This is a genomic window from Nocardioides sp. F233 (assembly GCF_057813895.1).
Window position 1 is genome coordinate 242,098 of record NZ_JBVASH010000002.1, and the last position, 14,668, is coordinate 256,765.

Here is a 14,668-nt window from a genome sequence, read left to right on the forward strand (position 1 = left end):
CGGCCTCCGGTCAGTGCCTGAGGATCGCGCTCGCCAGCGTGCCGGCCATCAGCAGCCCGACCGCGCCGAGCACGACCATGCCGCCGGTGAACCCCGGCGGGGTACCGCCGGTCCGCATCGCGATCTCGGTGCGGGTCCATCGGTGCCAGCCGACGCCGAGGGCCACGCCGGCCACCAGCACCAGTCCGAGCGAGAGCACCAGGCGCGCCGCCAGCGAGAACTCCAGGGCCGGTGAGCTGACCGCCACGGCACCCGCCACGAGCGCGAGCGAGGTGCGTACCCAGGCCAGGAAGGTGCGCTCGTTGGCGAGCGAGTCGCGCGGCTCGGGGTCCCGGCCGACGCCGTACACACGCTGTGGGCGACGGCGGGGCCGAGGGGTCGCCTCGGGGTGATCGGGTGCGGCCACGGTCACAGCATGCCGCAGCGCGCACAGCAGCCCGCGTCCCACGCCCGGTGGGTGCTGCCGGGAACCGCACCCGGGGCGGTCTAGGCTGACCGCGACGACAGCCCGTCCCCGACTCCAGGAGCAGTACACGTGGCAGCGATCGAAGCCGTCGGAGCCCGCGAGATCCTCGACTCCCGCGGCAACCCCACCGTCGAGGTCGAGGTCCTCCTCGACGACGGGTCCTTCGCCCGGGCAGCAGTGCCCAGCGGCGCCTCCACCGGTGCCTTCGAGGCGGTCGAGCTGCGTGACGGCGGCGACCGGTACGTCGGCAAGGGGGTCCAGAAGGCCGTCGACGCCGTGATCCAGGCGCTCGGCCCGGCCATCGAGGGACTCGACGCCGCCGACCAGCGGCTGATCGACCAGACCCTGCTCGAGGCCGACGGCACCCCCAACAAGGCCCAGGTCGGTGCCAACGCGATCCTCGGGGTCTCGCTCGCCGTCGCACGTGCCGCGGCCGACTCGGCCGACCTGCCGCTCTACCGCTACGTCGGTGGCCCCAACGCTCACCTGCTGCCGGTCCCGATGATGAACATCCTCAACGGCGGTGCCCACGCGGACACCAACGTCGACATCCAGGAGTTCATGATCGCGCCGATCGGTGCCCCGACCTTCCGCGAGGCGCTGCGCGTCGGCGCGGAGGTCTACCACGCGCTCAAGTCGGTGCTGAAGGACAAGGGCCTCGCCACCGGCGTCGGCGACGAGGGTGGCTTCGCGCCCAACCTGGAGTCCAACCGCGCCGCGCTCGACCTGATCGCCGAGGCGATCGCCAAGGCCGGCTACGAGCTCGGCAAGGACGTCGTCCTCGCGCTCGACGTCGCGGCCTCCGAGTTCCACGAGGACGGTGGCTACCTCTTCGAGGGCGAGAAGAAGTCCGCCGCCGAGATGATCGCCTACTACGCCGACCTGGTCGCGAACTACCCGATCGTCAGCATCGAGGACCCGCTCGACGAGGACGACTGGGACGGCTGGAAGGCCATCACCGACGAGCTCGGCACCAAGACCCAGCTGGTCGGCGACGACCTGTTCGTCACCAACGTCGAGCGCCTGCAGCGCGGCATCGCCGGCGGCCAGGCCAACGCGATGCTGGTCAAGGTCAACCAGATCGGCTCGCTCACCGAGACCCTCGACGCCGTCGAGCTGGCCCACCGCAGCGGCTACCGCAACATGATGAGCCACCGCTCGGGCGAGACCGAGGACACCACGATCGCCGACCTCGCGGTCGCGACCAACTGCGGCCAGATCAAGACCGGCGCCCCGGCGCGGTCCGAGCGGGTCGCGAAGTACAACCAGCTCCTGCGCATCGAGGACGAGCTCGGCGACGCCGCCCGGTACGCCGGCGCCGGCGCCTTCCCGCGTTACCAGGGCTGACCCCTCCGACCAGGAGGCACGTGATGGCCGACGACCGCCGTACGTCCCGCAAGCCCGGCCGCCCCGTCTCGGGGCGGTCCGGGCCGCGGTACGCCGAGCGGCTCAAGGCCGAGCGCAAGAAGGCCGCCCGCGAGCGCGAGGCGGCCCTGGTCCGGGCCCGCAAGGAGCACCAGCAGAAGGCCCGGCTGACCAGCCGTGCCGCGATCCTGGTCCTCGTCCTCGCGGTCCTCGCGGTCTCCTACGCCTCCTCGCTGCGGGCCTACCTCCAGCAGCGAGGCAACATCAACGCGCTCGAGGCGCAGATCTCCCAGCGCGAGGCGAAGATCGACGAGCTGCGCGACGAGAAGAAGCGCTGGGAGGACCCGGCGTACGTCGCCCAGCAGGCACGGGCACGGCTCGGGTACGTGATGCCCGGTGACACGCCGTTCGTCGTGGTCGACGCCAACGGCAACCCGCTGGACGCCTCGGCCGAGCTCGGCGATCCCACCAAGGTCGCCGACCCCGACAAGCGGGTCTGGTACGACGACGTGTGGGACTCCATGAAGATCGCCGGCAACCCGCCGACGAAGGTGCGCGACCCCAAGGACGAGATCAAGGCTCCCAAGGAGGACCTCGAGCAGTGAGCGACGCCATGACCAGCAGTGACGAGGCGGTCATCGCGGCCCAGCTCGGGAGGCCTCCGCGCGGCGTGCACGCGATCGGACACCGCTGCCCGTGCGGGAACCCCGACGTGGTCGCCACCGAGCCGCGGCTCCCCAACGGCACGCCGTTCCCGACGACGTACTACCTCACCTGTCCGCGGGTGAACTCCCGGATCGGCACGCTCGAGGCCTCCGGTCTGATGCGCGAGATGCAGGACCGGCTCGGCACCGACCCCGAGCTGGCGGCGGCGTACTGCGCCGCGCACGAGGCCTACCTCGCCGACCGCGCCGCCATCGGTACGGCGGGCGGCTTCGACGTCCCCGAGATCGAGGGGATCTCCGCCGGCGGCATGCCGGACCGGGTCAAGTGCCTGCACGTCCTCGCCGGCCACGCGCTGGCCGCCGGGCCGGGCGTGAACCCGCTGGGCGACGAGGTGCTGCAGATCCTCGGCGAGTGGTGGGCCAAGGGGCCGTGCGTCACGCCCGGCGCCGACGACCCGGATGAGTGAGCCGGTCGCCGCTGTCGACTGCGGTACCAACACCATCAAGCTGCTCGTCGGCGATCCGCTGGGCGACCCCGACAGCGTACGACGCGAGAGCCGGATGATCCGGCTCGGCCAGGGCGTCGACGCCACCGGTCGTCTCGCCCCCGAGGCGCTCGAGCGGGCCTGGGTGGCGATCGACGAGCTCGCCGGGATCATCCGCGAGGCCGGCGTGGGCCCCGACCGGATCCGGTTCTGCGCGACCTCCGCGACCCGCGACGCGTCCAACGCTGCCGAGTTCACCGCGGGCGTGCACGCCCGGCTGGGGATCGACCCCGAGGTGCTCTCGGGCGAGGAGGAGGCCCGGCTGGCCTTCGACGGCGCGGTCCGCGGGCTCGCCGCGTCCTCGGTCGCGGTCGCCAGTCCGGCACTGGTCGTCGACATCGGTGGCGGCTCGACCGAGCTGATCCTCGGCGACCCGGCGACCGGCCCCAGCGCAGCGCACTCGATGGACATCGGCTCGGTCCGGCTCCACGAGCGCCACGTGCGCCACGACCCGATCACCGCCGACGAGGTCGCGGCGGTCGTCGCCGACATCGACGCCGCGCTCGACGCCTGCCCGGTCGACCCGGCCGCCGCCCGGTCCGTGATCGCCGTCGCGGGCACCAACACCACGATCGCCGCCGGCACGCTCGGCCTCGCCGTCTACGACCGCGACCTGATCCACGCCCGAGCGCTCGCCGTGCCCGACGTGCTGGCGCAGGTCGACCGGCTGCTCGCGATGACCGTCGCCGAGCGTCGCGGTCTTGGCTGGATGCACCCCGGGCGCGCGGACGTGATCGACGCCGGCGCCCTCATCGTCGCCCGCGTGCTGGCCCGCCTCTCCGTGGGCGAGATCGTCGTCGCCGAGACCGACATCCTCGACGGGATCGCCTGGTCGCTGGTGTCATGAGCGACGCACCGGCGGAGGCGATGGCGCGACTCGACGCGCGGATCGTCCGCTGCCGGAGATCCCCCGCCTGGTGGCGTGGCGCGAGCAGATCGCCCGGGAGAAGTGGCCTCGTACGCCGACGAGGACTACTGGGCGCGCCCCGTGTCCGGCTTCGGGCCGGCCGATGCGCGGATCCTGGTCGTCGGGCTCGCCCCGGCAGCGCACGGGGCCAACCGCACCGGCCGCGACACGGTTCGGGCACGACGTGGTGCTCCTCGGGTGCTCTAACCCGAGCCAGCACAACCCCTTCACCAGCCGGCTCACGGAGGAGATGACGGACGACGTCCTCCGACGGGCGTGCCGCAAGGCTCGGGGAACGACCCTGACCAACCGGTTCCGCGAAAATTTTACTTTCGGCGTCGGCGAGTCGATTCGGGCATTTCGGTGGCCTCGGCGGGCCCTCGAACGGCAGCTTCGGGCGGTCCGCACCGGTGCCCGGCGAGGTGTGCGGCGAGCCGGTCGAGGTCGACACTCGCGCTACCGATCCGCACCCCCCGCGCGACGTCATCCTTCCCGAGATTTGTCCGTGGCGATGACCGGAATTCGCCTAGCATTCCTTGTGATGAGTCAAGCCGACACGCGGTGCGAGGAGCTGCTGAGGACGGTCGACCCGGTCGTTCTCGGTGCCCGTGTGCGCGCGGCTCGGCGGGCGCTCGGCATGAACCAGGCCGACCTGGCCGGCGACGCCTACTCCGTGGGCTACGTGTCACGCATCGAGTCCGGGGGCCGGCGCCCGACCCTCACGGCTCTCACCGTGCTCGGCGAGCGGCTGGGAGTGGCGGTGGCGGAGCTGTTGACCGGCGCCTCCGCGGAGGAGGTCGACGAGATCCGGCTCGGGCTGAGCTATGCCGAGCTCGCCCTGGAGAACGGCGAGGCCCTCGATGCCGAGCGCCAGGCACGCGCCGCGCTCACCCGCGCCGAGGGGGCCTCGCTGGCCGACCTGACGACCCACGGCCGGTTCATCGTGGCTCGCTCGCTGGAGTCGATGGGTCAGCTGGACGACGCGATCCGGGAGCTCGAGTCGCTGCTCGCCGGTGTCGACGGCGTCGTTGCCATCCGGTGCGGCATCGCGTTGAGCCGCTGCTACCGAGAGGCGGGCGACCTCGCCCTCGCCATCGAGGTGGGTGACCGGATCCGGCCCGCCATCGTCGAGGGCAGTCTCGAGCGCACCGACGAGGCCGTCCAGCTCGCGATGACCGTGGCGCTCGCCCACATCGAGCGCGGTGACCTCAGCCGGGCCACGCGGATCTGCACCGAGGCGATCGAGCTCGCCGAGGAGATGGCTTCCCCCGTCGCGCGGAGTGCCGCCTACTGGAACGCGAGCATCGCCTACTCCGAACGCGGCGAGACCCAGTCCGCCCTGAGTCTCGCGACCCGAGCACTCGCACTGCTCGGGGAGGGGCAGGATGCCCGCAACCTCGCCTACCTGCGGCTCGAGCTCGGGCGCCTGCACCTCGGCTCCGACTCGCCGGACATCGCCACGGCGATCGAGCACGTCACCCGGGCGGCGGAGGAGCTGCAGGCCTCCAGCGGATCGCTCGCTCAGGTCGCGCACGCCCGGACGATCCTGGCCCGCGCCCTGGTGATGGACGGTCGGCCCGAGGCGGCGCTGGAGGTCGCGGACGCAGCCCGGGCAGCCACCCCGGACGAGGCCGCGCTCGGTGCGGCCGAGGCCGCGATGGCGCAGGCGGAGGCGCTGGCCGAGCTCGGCCGCAGGCCCGAGGCCGTTCTCGCCTGCCGCGAGGCCGGCGAGCTGCTGTCCCGGCGTACCGAGGCCGACCGGTGGGTCGCCCAGGCGTGGTGCGAGCTGGCGGACCTCTTCGAGCTCCTGGGTGAGATGAGCTCGGCGCACGCCGCCATCAAGGCGGCGGCGACCGCCAGCGGGCTGCGCCTGCGCGCCCGCGAGGGCCGCGTCACCCGCAGTTCGTCCTAGGCGTTCGGTCGGCGGTCAGCAGCAGCCGGCGGGACGGTCGGCGAGCACGACCGACGGGCCCGTCGACGGTGCGCCGAGGGACGCGGCGAGGGTCGCGGCGAGGGCGGCGGCGGTGGCGGCGAGGAGCTTGCGAGTCTTCATGTCGGGATCTCCTGGTGGTGTCCGGCCGACATTCGCGACCGGTGGTGCTGTGTGGGGCCCGAGACTTGCCATCGAGGTTGTCACATCTTGGCAATATTCGGAATGCCCACGAGGCAACTGGTGGCTGAGTTCTGCGTAGGACGCCGGCGCGCGGACGGCCGTCGTCCGGTGGACCGCTCCGCAGGCTGCGGCAGGCTCTCGGCTCCGCCGCCGGGTGGTGCCGTGACGGCGCGGCGAGCGTCGCGCGGGGACGCCGGCATCGGGCCGTGATGCTAGCGAGGACGGCACCGTCGCAGCGTGCTCCCGGGGAGGTGGGCGGCCCGTCCGACGGGTTCGGAACCGCTTGTGGCACCGGGATCCGCCGCTTATCGTCGAACACGTCCGAGGCCACCACCGGACCTCCCGACCGAAGGCTCCTTCAGGACGGGACGGTCCAGGACGGCGGCCTTGGTTTCTCACTGCCGGAGCGCGCCCGGGGCGTTCCCTCATGTCCTGGGGGACTGCATGACGTCATTGAGCGAGGGCCTGGCGCGCGCCGCGGCCCTGCCGGTCGCCGACCGGGCCGACCCGCCGCGTCGCGACGATGCGGTCACGGACTCCGATCTCCTGCGTGGCTGCCGTCGCGGCGAGCGCGAGGCCTGGGCCCAGGTGGTGAACCGCTACGAGCGACTCGTCTACACCGTGGCCCGACGCGGAGGCCTCGACGCCGAGGACGCGGCGGACGTCACGCATGCGACGTTCGTGGCTCTCGTCGACGTGCTCGACCAGCTGCCCGACGACGAGCGGCTCGCGTCGTGGCTGATGACCGTGGCCCGCCGGCAGATCTGGAGCACCCGCAACCTGCACGGGCGGAGCGCACCGCTCGTCCGCGAGCCCGTCGCCGACCCTCCCGCCGATCCGTTTGCCGACTGGGAGGCCACGACCGCTCTCCACGACGCCCTCGCCGTCCTCGGCGGCACGAGCCGGGAGCTCCTCGTCGCCCTCTACTTCGAGGGGGAGGCGCCGAGCTACGCGACGGTTGCGCCGCGCGTCGGCCGCCCGGCCGCGGCGATCGGGCCCCTGCGTGGCCGCTGTCTCGAGGAGCTGCGCATGATCATGGGCGAGGAGACGTGACGACCGTCCGGCCCTCGTTCACCGAGCTCGTCGACTGGCTCGACGGGCGCCTGGGCAGCGACCAGGCCGAGGCCGTGGCGTCGTACGTCGCCGAGGGAGACCCCCTGACCCTGGAGAGCGTCGAGTGGATCCTCGAGTTCGTCGACGGCGCCTCCTCGATGCCGCTGCAGCAACCCCCGCCCGAGCTCGGCGGTCGGTTGCGAGGGATCTTCGACCGCCTGCACCGTCCCCAGCCCGGTCGGGACTGGGTCGACGCAACGCTGCTGTACGACGCCCGCTCGGGGGACGCGCCGGCGGGCGGGCACTCCGGCGCCCGGCGCGGCGTGCACCAGGCCTTCGACAGCGATCTGGGTCGTTTCGTCCTGGACGCCACGAGGACAGGCGCCGGTGAGGTCGACGTCGAGGGGCTGATCCTGCTGCCGACCGACTCGTGGGGAGCGGACCTCGCGTTCCTGGCGGACGGCACATTGCGGCGGGCGGTCCGCACCGCTCCCGACGGGAGGTTCGAGGCACGCAGCCTGCCGGTCGAGACCGACGAGCTCTGGCTCACCTCCGGGAACATCCGGGTGCGCGCCGTGCTCGACCTCCGGCCCTGAGGCGATCCCTGGCGCACGCCCGACCGGACCGCGCTGGGATGATGACGCGGTGAGCACCGACCTGTACGCCGTCACCGTTCTCGGCCACGACCGTCCCGGCATCATCGCCGCCACCACGGCGGGCCTCGCGGAGCTCGGGCTCAACATCGAGGACTCCACGATGACCCTGCTGCGGGGGCACTTCGCGATGATGCTGCTGTGCCGCGGCGGCTCCGACGCGGCTGCGATCGAGCATGCCCTCGCCCCGCTGGCTGCCGACGGCGACCTCGACGTCGCGGTGCGCCCCGTGACCGACGCCCCCGCCCCCGCCGCTGGAGGCAGCGCCTGGGTGCTCACCGTCCACGGTGGCGACCGCTCCGGCATCGTGTCGGCCGTGGTCGCCGAGGTCGCCGCAGCAGGCGGCAACATCACCGACCTCACCACCCGCCTCGCCGGCGACCTCTACCTGCTCGTCGCCGAGCTCGACCTCCCGGCCGACGCCGACGTCACCGCGGTCGAGGGCGCCATCCGGGCCTCGGCCGAGCGGCTCGGCGTGACCGCCACGCTGCGCCCCGCCGAGGCCGACGAGCTGTGACGCTCGAGGAGGGCAGCGCCCGGGTGGCCGACTGGTCGGAGACCGAGCTCGGCGTCGCGGGCCGGGTGCTGGGCGTCGTACGCGCTCCGGAGGGTGTGCTGTCGGCCCGCGGTGCCGACGTCGACCCGACCGCCGCGGACGTCGTACAGCTGGCGGCCGACCTCGTCGCGACCATGCGGGTCAGCCCCGGCTGCGTCGGGCTCGCCGCCAACCAGGTCGGTGTCGGCGTGCGGATGTTCTGCGTCGACGTCACCGAGCACCCCAAGACCCGCACGCAGCACGGCACCTTCGTGCTCTGCAACGCCGAGGTCGTCGAGTCCAGCCGCAACGAGAAGGCCCGCGAGGGCTGCATGAGCGTCCCCGACCTCACCGGCGACGTGAAGCGGGCGTCGCGACTGACGGTCCGCGGCCAGCTTCCGGGGAGCGGCGAGACCGTGTCGTTCGCGACCGACGCGTTCGAGGCGCGGGCGCTCCAGCACGAGATCGACCACACCGACGGGTTCCTGTTCCTCGACCGGGTCGCCGGCGCGCACGCGATCTATCCTCGCCAGACCTACCTGTAGGCCCACCTGCAGGCACGGCCCCCGTATCCCAATGGCAGAGGATGGCGTCTTAAACACGCTTCAGTCTGGGTTCGAGTCCCAGCGGGGGCACTCCTTCTGCTCAGAGCAGAACTCTCCGCGGACGCCCCGGGCCGGCCGATCCGCCGACCTACGATGAGGCATGGCCGAGGATCAGAACGCGGCGGAGCCGCTGTGGCGGGACCTGGTGGGACGACGGCTGCGCGACCTGCGCCGGGAGCGCGGCGAGACGCTGACGGAGACCGCGGGCCGGGCCGGCATCTCGCCGCAGTACCTCTCCGAGATCGAGCGGGGCGTCAAGGAGCCCAGCAGCGAGATGATCGCGGCGGTCCTCGGCGCCCTCGGTACGACGCTGCTCGACCTCACCACCTCCGTCGCCGGCGACCTCCAGCCGCTCGCTGCGCCGGTCGCGGTCCGTGGCGCCTACGCACTGGCGCTCGCTGCCTGACCTGCTGCAGCGATCACCGCGGGCCCGCGGTCCTCGATCACGTGGTCGATCAGTCCGTACTCCCGCGCACCCGCCGCCGTGAACACCCGGTCGTGGTCGGTGTCGGCGCGCAGCGTCGCCGTGTCCTGGCCCGTGTGCCGCGACAGGATCTCCTCGATGTCGGCGCGCACCCGCACCACCTCGTCGGCCTGCAGGATCAGGTCGGGGATCGCGCCGCGGCCCTGGGCGGCCGGCTGGTGCAGGACGACCCGGGCGTGGGGGAGCGCGGAGCGCTTGCCGGCTGCTCCTGAGGCCAGCAGCACCGCACCGACCGCGATCGCCTGGCCGATGCAGGTCGTCGCGACCTGCGGCCGGATGAACTGCATGGTGTCGTGCACGGCCAGCATCGCGCTCGGGTCGCCGCCCTCGCAGTTGATGTAGAGCTGGATGTCGCGGTCCGGGTTGTCGGCCTCGAGGTGCAGCAGCTGCGCCACGAGCGAGTTCGCGACGCCCGCGTCGATCGCGGTGCCGAGGTAGACGACCCGCTCGGTGAGCAGGTGCGAGTACACGTCCATGATCCGCTCGCCGCGCGGGTGCTGGGCGATCACGTTGGGGACCAGGTAGGAGCTCATCGGGTCGCCCCCGCGAAGCTGCCCAGGCCGAGCGGTGCGCGGCGGGGCGGCACCAGGACGTCGTACGACGCCACGATCTCGTCGACGAAGCCGTACTCCAGCGCCTGCCGGGCGGAGTACCACCGGTCGTGCAGCGAGTCCTCGAAGACCCGCTCCAGCGGCTGCCCGGTGTCCTCGGCGATCAGGGCGAGCACCGTGTCGCGCGTCTGACGGAGGTCCTGCGCCTGCAGCTCGATGTCGACGGCCGTGCCGCCGATCCCGGCCGAGCCCTGGTGCATGAGCACCCGGGCGTGGGGGAGCGCCCGGCGCTTGCCGCGGGTCCCCGAGGACAGCAGGAACTGCCCGGCGCTGCAGGCGATGCCGAGAGCCAGCGTCGCGACATCGCACGGCACCAGCCGCATCACGTCGCGGATCGCGAGCATCGCCGGCACCGAGCCGCCGGGCGAGTGGATCCACAGCGCGATGTCCGCGCCGGGGTCGTCGGCGGCGAGGGTCACCAGCTGGGTGGTCAGCAGCACGCCGTTGTCGTCGTCCAGGGGACCGTCGAGCACCAGCACGCGCTGCTGGAGCAGCTCGCGTCGTACCCGGTCGTCGAAGGTGCGAGGTCGGTTGTCGTCGCTCATGACGCCACTGTCGACGGCAGGCGCGGGGCGGAGAAGGCGGATCCGCCCACGGCAGCAGGACGCTGCCCACGGCAGCGCTTGACTTCATGTCCACCTGAAGCGGGACAGTGGATGCATGCACCGTCACGAGCACCACCACGACCAGGGCCTCGACGAGCTGCGCGACGCCCTGACCGCCGACTTCTGGGACGAGCGGTACGGCGGCGCCGACCGGGTCTGGAGCGGCCGGCCCAACCAGCGGCTGGTCGAGCAGGTCGCCGACCTCGTGCCCGGAACCGCGCTCGACGTGGCCTGCGGCGAGGGCGGCGACGCCGTGTGGCTGGCGAAGCAGGGCTGGCAGGTGACCGCGGTCGACGTGTCCGAGGTCGCGCTCGCCAAGGTCGCCGCGCACGCCGAGGACGAGGGCGTCGGCGACCGGATCAGGATCGGCTTCTACGACGCGCTCGGCGATCCGCGCCCGAACGGCCAGCACACCTTCGACCTGGTCACCGTCAGCTTCCTGCACGTCCCGCTCCCGGACTTCCCGGCGATCTACCGGGGCATCGCCGACGCGGTCGCCCCCGGCGGGCGACTGCTCGTCACCGCGCACCACCCCGACGACGTGACCACCGGCGCCCGCCACGACCACGGCCCGGGCCTGATGTTCGAGCCGGACCGGGTGCTCGAGACGCTCGGCGCCGACCAGCCGGACGGCGCCTGGGAGGTCGAGGTCGCCGACACGCCCGTGCGCGAGCAGGCCACGCCCGACGGACCGCTGCTCGTCCGCGACACGGTGGTGCGGCTGCGTCGTCGTACCTGATCGGCAGGTTGGGGAACCTTCCTCGGTTGTCGTACGTTCCTCCGACATCGAGACACCTAGACTGTAGGTGGAGGGCAGCCACCCTGGCCGCCCAGCAGACTCGCAAGCCTGCGGAGGAGACCATGCAGAGCAACAACCCGGTGTTCCGGCGCTCGGAGGAGTTCAACCGCTCCGGAGCCGCTGCCTACCAGGGCTTCGGTGAGCAGCAGCAGTACGGTGGCGGCTACGCCCAGCCCGGCTACCCCGCGCCCGAGGCCCCCGCCCGCCAGGGCCGGATGACCATCGACTCGGTCGTCCAGTCGACCAGCATCACGATCGCCATCACGATCGTCGCTGCGGCCGTCACGTGGATGGTGACCCCGGCGATCAGCCCCGAGACCGGTATCCCGGCGAGCCTGCTCGCCGCCTCCACCATCGGTGGCGGCGCGGCGTTCATCCTGTCGCTGGTCAACTCCTTCAAGCGGATCATCAGCCCCGGGCTCGTCATGGCGTTCGCCGTCGCCGAGGGTGTCGCCCTCGGCGCGATCAGCGAGCTCTTCAACGCGGTCTACGGCGGCGGCATCATCGTCCAGGCCGTGATCGGCACCTTCGCCGCCTTCGCCGGCACCCTGGCCGCCTACAAGGTCCTCAACATCCAGGTCGGCCAGAAGTTCCGCACGTTCGTGGTCGCCGCGATGTTCGGCATGGTCGCCCTCAGCCTGCTCGAGGTCGTCCTCGGCCTGTTCGGCAACGGCCTCGGTCTGTTCGACGACGGCGCCCTGGGCCTCGTCTTCGCCATCGCCGGCCTGGTGCTCGGTGTGTTCATGCTGATCCTGGACTTCGACTTCGTCGAGCAGGGTGTGCGCAACGGCCTCCCGGAGCGCGAGTCGTGGCGGGCTTCCTTCGCCCTCCTCGTCAGCCTGGTCTGGATCTACACCAACCTGCTGCGCATCCTCGCGATCCTCCAGCAGGACTGAGCTGTTCGGCGCTCCCGCGTCGTACGTCGGCCCCGGCTCCACCTCGGTGGGGACCGGGGCCTTCGGTGTTTTGGGGTTCAACTACCGGATTTGTCGTGACGCAGGGGTCTGGGCAGCAAATGCGGTAGTTGAACCGAACGAACCCGGCCGAGGTCAGGCGACCTGCCGTCGGAGCCAGATCCTCCGGGCCTCCTCGTCGAGGGCGCGGCGGCGGGCGACGGTCGAGGTGTCGGTCCACCACCAGGGTTGCTCGAGGGTCCAGGTGCGGGGTGCGTGTCGCCGAGCCGCCCGCTGGTACGCCGACGCCAGCCTCCGGTCGAAGGAGCGCAGGTCGCGCAGGTCCGCGGAGAGCATCGTGACCACCTCGAGACCGAGGTCGCGACACAGCTCCTCGACCTCGAGATCGCGGCGTCGCACGCGCGTGCGCTCGTGGACCAGCCCGTCGTACTGACCGATCACGCCGGCCTCGGCGTCGAAGACGTCCGGTGTCATCAGATGGTTGCCGCGCAGGTCGAAGATCGGTGGGTTGCAGCGTGGCGTGCGTCGGGGGAGCTGCGCTCGCCACCGAGTCAACAGGGTGACCTCCTGGGGTGACCAGACGTTCTCGTCCGACAGGTTGATTGCCTCCGCAAGACGACGGGTGTGCGGCCGTCCCTTGATCCGTGCTGCGTAGGAGCTGATCTCATCGAGGCTGGCGAGGTCGTCGGCCATCGCCATGCAGATGATCCGGACGGTGTCCTCGAGGGAAGCGGCGCGCAGGGCCGCCGTGCAGATGGATCGTTCGGCGCGCGTGACCGGCAGACCGTCGATGTGGACGATGTCGCCGTCGAACAGCCAGTCCCGGTGGAGCTGCACTCCTGCACGAGGAGCAAGGTGCACGGTGTCGCCGATCGCCAGCGGCACGGGCAGGGGATCGCCCTGAGCGGTGCGCCCCGTGAACCATCGAGCGCGTTGCCAGCACAGGGCTGCCCACCCGGTGGCGCCCGAGCCCTCGGGTGCTCCGGCCACGGCCTCGACGATGCGCTGGAGCTCGTCGTCGGCGGATACGTCGCTGGGGACGAACAGCCCGGAGCCCGGCGCACGTCGCCAGCGCGGCCCACGTGCCTGTCCCGGTGTCGGCCCTTCGATCCCCGACGGATCCACCCGTACCGGGACGACGACACCTCGACGCTCGATGTGCAGATCCATCCGCCCAGCATCCGCATTCCGGCCGCCAGCTGCCTGGCCTCTCCACAGGGTGCGTCCGGGGGTTGCGGTTCAACTACCGAATTCGTCCTCGCGGCGCCTCGAACTGGACGAATTCGGTAGTTGAACCGAACGCGCCGAGCCCAGAGAACGTCAGGCCGGGTCCGGGGCGCTCTCGTGCTCCTCGGGCGCCTCGCCGGGGACGTGCCGTTGCGAGCGACGGTGCCGCAGCTCGACCCACAGGCCGCGCATGCCGGCGCGGCGGCCGCCGACCTCGGTGCCGCCCAGCTCGGTACCGGGCTCGTTGACGGCCTGGACCGCGGCACGCGTGACGGGCAGGACGCCCTCGCCACGGAAGGCCTCGAGCCCCGTCTCCTCGCTCGTCGACTCCAGGGCCGCCAGCACCGACGGCACGAGCACGCCGGCGAGGGCCCGGTAGCCCTCGGCCGACGGGTGGAACTGGTCCGGCCCGAACAGCAGCGCCGGTGCGGCTGCGAACTCGGGGCCGAGGATGTCGCCGAGCGACACGGTCCGGCCGCCCTCCTCGACGACCGCGATGGTCTGCGCGGCGGCGAGCCGGCGCGACCAGGCCCGCGCGACCTGGCGCAGCGGGGGAGCGATCGGCTGGATGGTGCCGAGGTCGGGGCAGGTGCCGACGACCACGGTGGCGCCGGAGGCGATCAGCCGTCGTACGCCGTCCGCGAGCGCGCGCACGGAGTGCGAGGGCCGCACGGTGTGGGTGACGTCGTTGCCGCCGATCAGGATGACCGCGACCTCGGGCTCGATGGGCAGGGCCCGGTCGACCTGGGCGGCGAGGTCGGAGGACTTGGCGCCGACGACGCAGAACTCGCGCAGGTAGACACGCCGGTCGGCGTGCTCGGCGACGGCACTTCCGATCAGGGCGCCCGGCGTTTCCTCCACCCGCTCGACGCCGTAGCCGGCGGCGCTGGAGTCGCCGAGGACGGCGATCCGGATGGCCGGACCGGGGCGGCCGCGGCCGTACCAACCGGTCGCGTCAGGCGGCGGCTCGTCGCGCGCGGGGCCGATCGTCTTGCGCGCGAGCCTCGCCTCGGCGGACAGCACGCCGTAGAGACCGGCGCCGAGAGCAGAGAGCCCGCCCCCGCCGTACAGCGCGGCGGCGGCGAGCTTGCGGGCTGCGGACGCCTTGCTCACGGCGGCAA

Annotated in this window: 19 protein-coding genes and 1 tRNA gene; 14 read left to right on the top strand and 6 right to left on the bottom strand. The window is 72.5% G+C overall.

Annotated features, from left to right (window positions below):
* Positions 1-10 precede the first annotated feature (10 nt).
* Positions 11-406: a YidH family protein gene (locus ACZYRU_RS07575; RefSeq protein WP_488956474.1), complete on the bottom strand. Its 396-nt coding sequence runs from the start codon at positions 404-406 to the stop codon at positions 11-13.
* Between the two features lie 129 nt (positions 407-535).
* Between ACZYRU_RS07575 and eno the strand changes: the two genes are divergently transcribed.
* The 6 genes from eno (at position 536) to ACZYRU_RS07605 (ending at position 5,860) form a co-directional block, all read left to right on the top strand.
* Positions 536-1,813, top strand: coding sequence for a phosphopyruvate hydratase (gene eno / locus ACZYRU_RS07580; RefSeq protein WP_488956475.1), 1,278 nt, complete (start codon positions 536-538; stop codon positions 1,811-1,813).
* Between the two features lie 23 nt (positions 1,814-1,836).
* The gene (locus tag ACZYRU_RS07585; protein WP_488956476.1) at positions 1,837-2,436 is read left to right on the top strand and encodes an FtsB family cell division protein; all 600 of its coding nucleotides are present in this window, start codon (positions 1,837-1,839) and stop codon (positions 2,434-2,436) included.
* A gap of 8 nt (positions 2,437-2,444) precedes the next feature.
* The gene (locus tag ACZYRU_RS07590) at positions 2,445-2,963 is read left to right on the top strand and encodes a DUF501 domain-containing protein (protein ID WP_488957190.1); all 519 of its coding nucleotides are present in this window, start codon (positions 2,445-2,447) and stop codon (positions 2,961-2,963) included.
* Positions 2,956-3,888, top strand: a complete 933-nt coding sequence (locus ACZYRU_RS07595) for a Ppx/GppA phosphatase family protein (RefSeq protein ID WP_488956477.1) — start codon at positions 2,956-2,958, stop codon at positions 3,886-3,888. Before ACZYRU_RS07590 ends, ACZYRU_RS07595 begins: the two co-directional genes overlap by 8 nt.
* Positions 3,889-3,963: 75 nt before the next feature.
* The gene (locus ACZYRU_RS07600; protein ID WP_488956478.1) at positions 3,964-4,155 is read left to right on the top strand and encodes a hypothetical protein; all 192 of its coding nucleotides are present in this window, start codon (positions 3,964-3,966) and stop codon (positions 4,153-4,155) included.
* A gap of 334 nt (positions 4,156-4,489) precedes the next feature.
* The gene (locus ACZYRU_RS07605; RefSeq protein ID WP_488956479.1) at positions 4,490-5,860 is read left to right on the top strand and encodes a helix-turn-helix domain-containing protein; all 1,371 of its coding nucleotides are present in this window, start codon (positions 4,490-4,492) and stop codon (positions 5,858-5,860) included.
* 15 nt (positions 5,861-5,875) lie between these two features.
* Here the strand turns inward: ACZYRU_RS07605 and ACZYRU_RS07610 are convergent, their stop codons facing one another.
* Entirely contained in the window at positions 5,876-6,001 is a 126-nt protein-coding gene (locus ACZYRU_RS07610) for a hypothetical protein (protein WP_488956480.1), read from the bottom strand.
* A gap of 504 nt (positions 6,002-6,505) precedes the next feature.
* Between ACZYRU_RS07610 and ACZYRU_RS07615 the strand changes: the two genes are divergently transcribed.
* From ACZYRU_RS07615 to ACZYRU_RS07640, 6 genes are all read left to right on the top strand, one after another.
* Positions 6,506-7,114, top strand: a complete 609-nt coding sequence (locus ACZYRU_RS07615; RefSeq protein ID WP_488956481.1) for an RNA polymerase sigma factor — start codon at positions 6,506-6,508, stop codon at positions 7,112-7,114.
* Entirely contained in the window at positions 7,111-7,710 is a 600-nt protein-coding gene (locus ACZYRU_RS07620) for a hypothetical protein (RefSeq protein ID WP_488956482.1), read from the top strand. The genes ACZYRU_RS07615 and ACZYRU_RS07620 overlap by 4 nt, the downstream gene beginning before the upstream one ends.
* A 49-nt stretch (positions 7,711-7,759) precedes the next feature.
* Positions 7,760-8,284 (top strand): glycine cleavage system transcriptional repressor, encoded by a 525-nt coding sequence (locus ACZYRU_RS07625; protein WP_488956483.1) that lies wholly within the window; start codon positions 7,760-7,762, stop codon positions 8,282-8,284.
* Positions 8,281-8,847, top strand: coding sequence for a peptide deformylase (locus ACZYRU_RS07630; RefSeq protein WP_488956484.1), 567 nt, complete (start codon positions 8,281-8,283; stop codon positions 8,845-8,847). The genes ACZYRU_RS07625 and ACZYRU_RS07630 overlap by 4 nt, the downstream gene beginning before the upstream one ends.
* Positions 8,848-8,864: 17 nt before the next feature.
* Positions 8,865-8,937, top strand: a tRNA-Leu gene (locus tag ACZYRU_RS07635).
* Positions 8,938-9,007: 70 nt separating this feature from the next.
* A complete protein-coding gene (locus ACZYRU_RS07640; RefSeq protein ID WP_488956485.1) occupies positions 9,008-9,313 on the top strand; it encodes a helix-turn-helix domain-containing protein in 306 nt (101 codons plus the stop codon).
* Here the strand turns inward: ACZYRU_RS07640 and ACZYRU_RS07645 are convergent.
* Positions 9,289-9,924 (bottom strand): ClpP family protease, encoded by a 636-nt coding sequence (locus tag ACZYRU_RS07645; RefSeq protein WP_488956486.1) that lies wholly within the window; start codon positions 9,922-9,924, stop codon positions 9,289-9,291. The genes ACZYRU_RS07640 and ACZYRU_RS07645 overlap by 25 nt on opposite strands.
* Complete coding sequence (locus tag ACZYRU_RS07650; protein ID WP_488956487.1) at positions 9,921-10,547, bottom strand: ClpP family protease; 627 nt, start codon at positions 10,545-10,547, stop codon at positions 9,921-9,923. Before ACZYRU_RS07650 ends, ACZYRU_RS07645 begins: the two co-directional genes overlap by 4 nt.
* A 115-nt stretch (positions 10,548-10,662) precedes the next feature.
* Here ACZYRU_RS07650 and ACZYRU_RS07655 point away from each other — a divergent pair, with 115 nt between their 5' ends.
* Together ACZYRU_RS07655 and ACZYRU_RS07660 are read left to right on the top strand one after the other, a co-directional pair.
* A complete protein-coding gene (locus tag ACZYRU_RS07655; protein WP_488956488.1) occupies positions 10,663-11,346 on the top strand; it encodes an SAM-dependent methyltransferase in 684 nt (227 codons plus the stop codon).
* 122 nt (positions 11,347-11,468) lie between these two features.
* A complete protein-coding gene (locus ACZYRU_RS07660) occupies positions 11,469-12,302 on the top strand; it encodes a Bax inhibitor-1/YccA family protein (RefSeq protein ID WP_488956489.1) in 834 nt (277 codons plus the stop codon).
* A gap of 153 nt (positions 12,303-12,455) precedes the next feature.
* Here the strand turns inward: ACZYRU_RS07660 and ACZYRU_RS07665 are convergent, their stop codons facing one another.
* Positions 12,456-13,490, bottom strand: coding sequence for a hypothetical protein (locus ACZYRU_RS07665; RefSeq protein WP_488956490.1), 1,035 nt, complete (start codon positions 13,488-13,490; stop codon positions 12,456-12,458).
* 150 nt (positions 13,491-13,640) lie between these two features.
* Entirely contained in the window at positions 13,641-14,660 is a 1,020-nt protein-coding gene (locus ACZYRU_RS07670) for an SGNH/GDSL hydrolase family protein (protein WP_488956491.1), read from the bottom strand.
* Positions 14,661-14,668 lie beyond the last annotated feature (8 nt).

Excerpts from the sequence above, each read along its gene's own strand:
- ACZYRU_RS07595 (WP_488956477.1), top strand. The coding sequence starts at position 2,956 with ATGAGTGAGCCGGTCGCCGCTGTCGACTGCGGTACCAACACCATCAAG.
- ACZYRU_RS07660 (WP_488956489.1), top strand. The coding sequence starts at position 11,469 with ATGCAGAGCAACAACCCGGTGTTCCGGCGCTCGGAGGAGTTCAACCGC.
- ACZYRU_RS07655 (WP_488956488.1), top strand. The coding sequence starts at position 10,663 with ATGCACCGTCACGAGCACCACCACGACCAGGGCCTCGACGAGCTGCGC.
- ACZYRU_RS07640 (WP_488956485.1), top strand. The coding sequence starts at position 9,008 with ATGGCCGAGGATCAGAACGCGGCGGAGCCGCTGTGGCGGGACCTGGTG.
- ACZYRU_RS07650 (WP_488956487.1), bottom strand. The coding sequence starts at position 10,547 with ATGAGCGACGACAACCGACCTCGCACCTTCGACGACCGGGTACGACGC.
- ACZYRU_RS07665 (WP_488956490.1), bottom strand. The coding sequence starts at position 13,490 with ATGGATCTGCACATCGAGCGTCGAGGTGTCGTCGTCCCGGTACGGGTG.
- ACZYRU_RS07610 (WP_488956480.1), bottom strand. The coding sequence starts at position 6,001 with ATGAAGACTCGCAAGCTCCTCGCCGCCACCGCCGCCGCCCTCGCCGCG.
- ACZYRU_RS07615 (WP_488956481.1), top strand. The coding sequence starts at position 6,506 with ATGACGTCATTGAGCGAGGGCCTGGCGCGCGCCGCGGCCCTGCCGGTC.
- ACZYRU_RS07605 (WP_488956479.1), top strand. The coding sequence starts at position 4,490 with ATGAGTCAAGCCGACACGCGGTGCGAGGAGCTGCTGAGGACGGTCGAC.
- ACZYRU_RS07645 (WP_488956486.1), bottom strand. The coding sequence starts at position 9,924 with ATGAGCTCCTACCTGGTCCCCAACGTGATCGCCCAGCACCCGCGCGGC.
- ACZYRU_RS07585 (WP_488956476.1), top strand. The coding sequence starts at position 1,837 with ATGGCCGACGACCGCCGTACGTCCCGCAAGCCCGGCCGCCCCGTCTCG.
- ACZYRU_RS07590 (WP_488957190.1), top strand. The coding sequence starts at position 2,445 with ATGACCAGCAGTGACGAGGCGGTCATCGCGGCCCAGCTCGGGAGGCCT.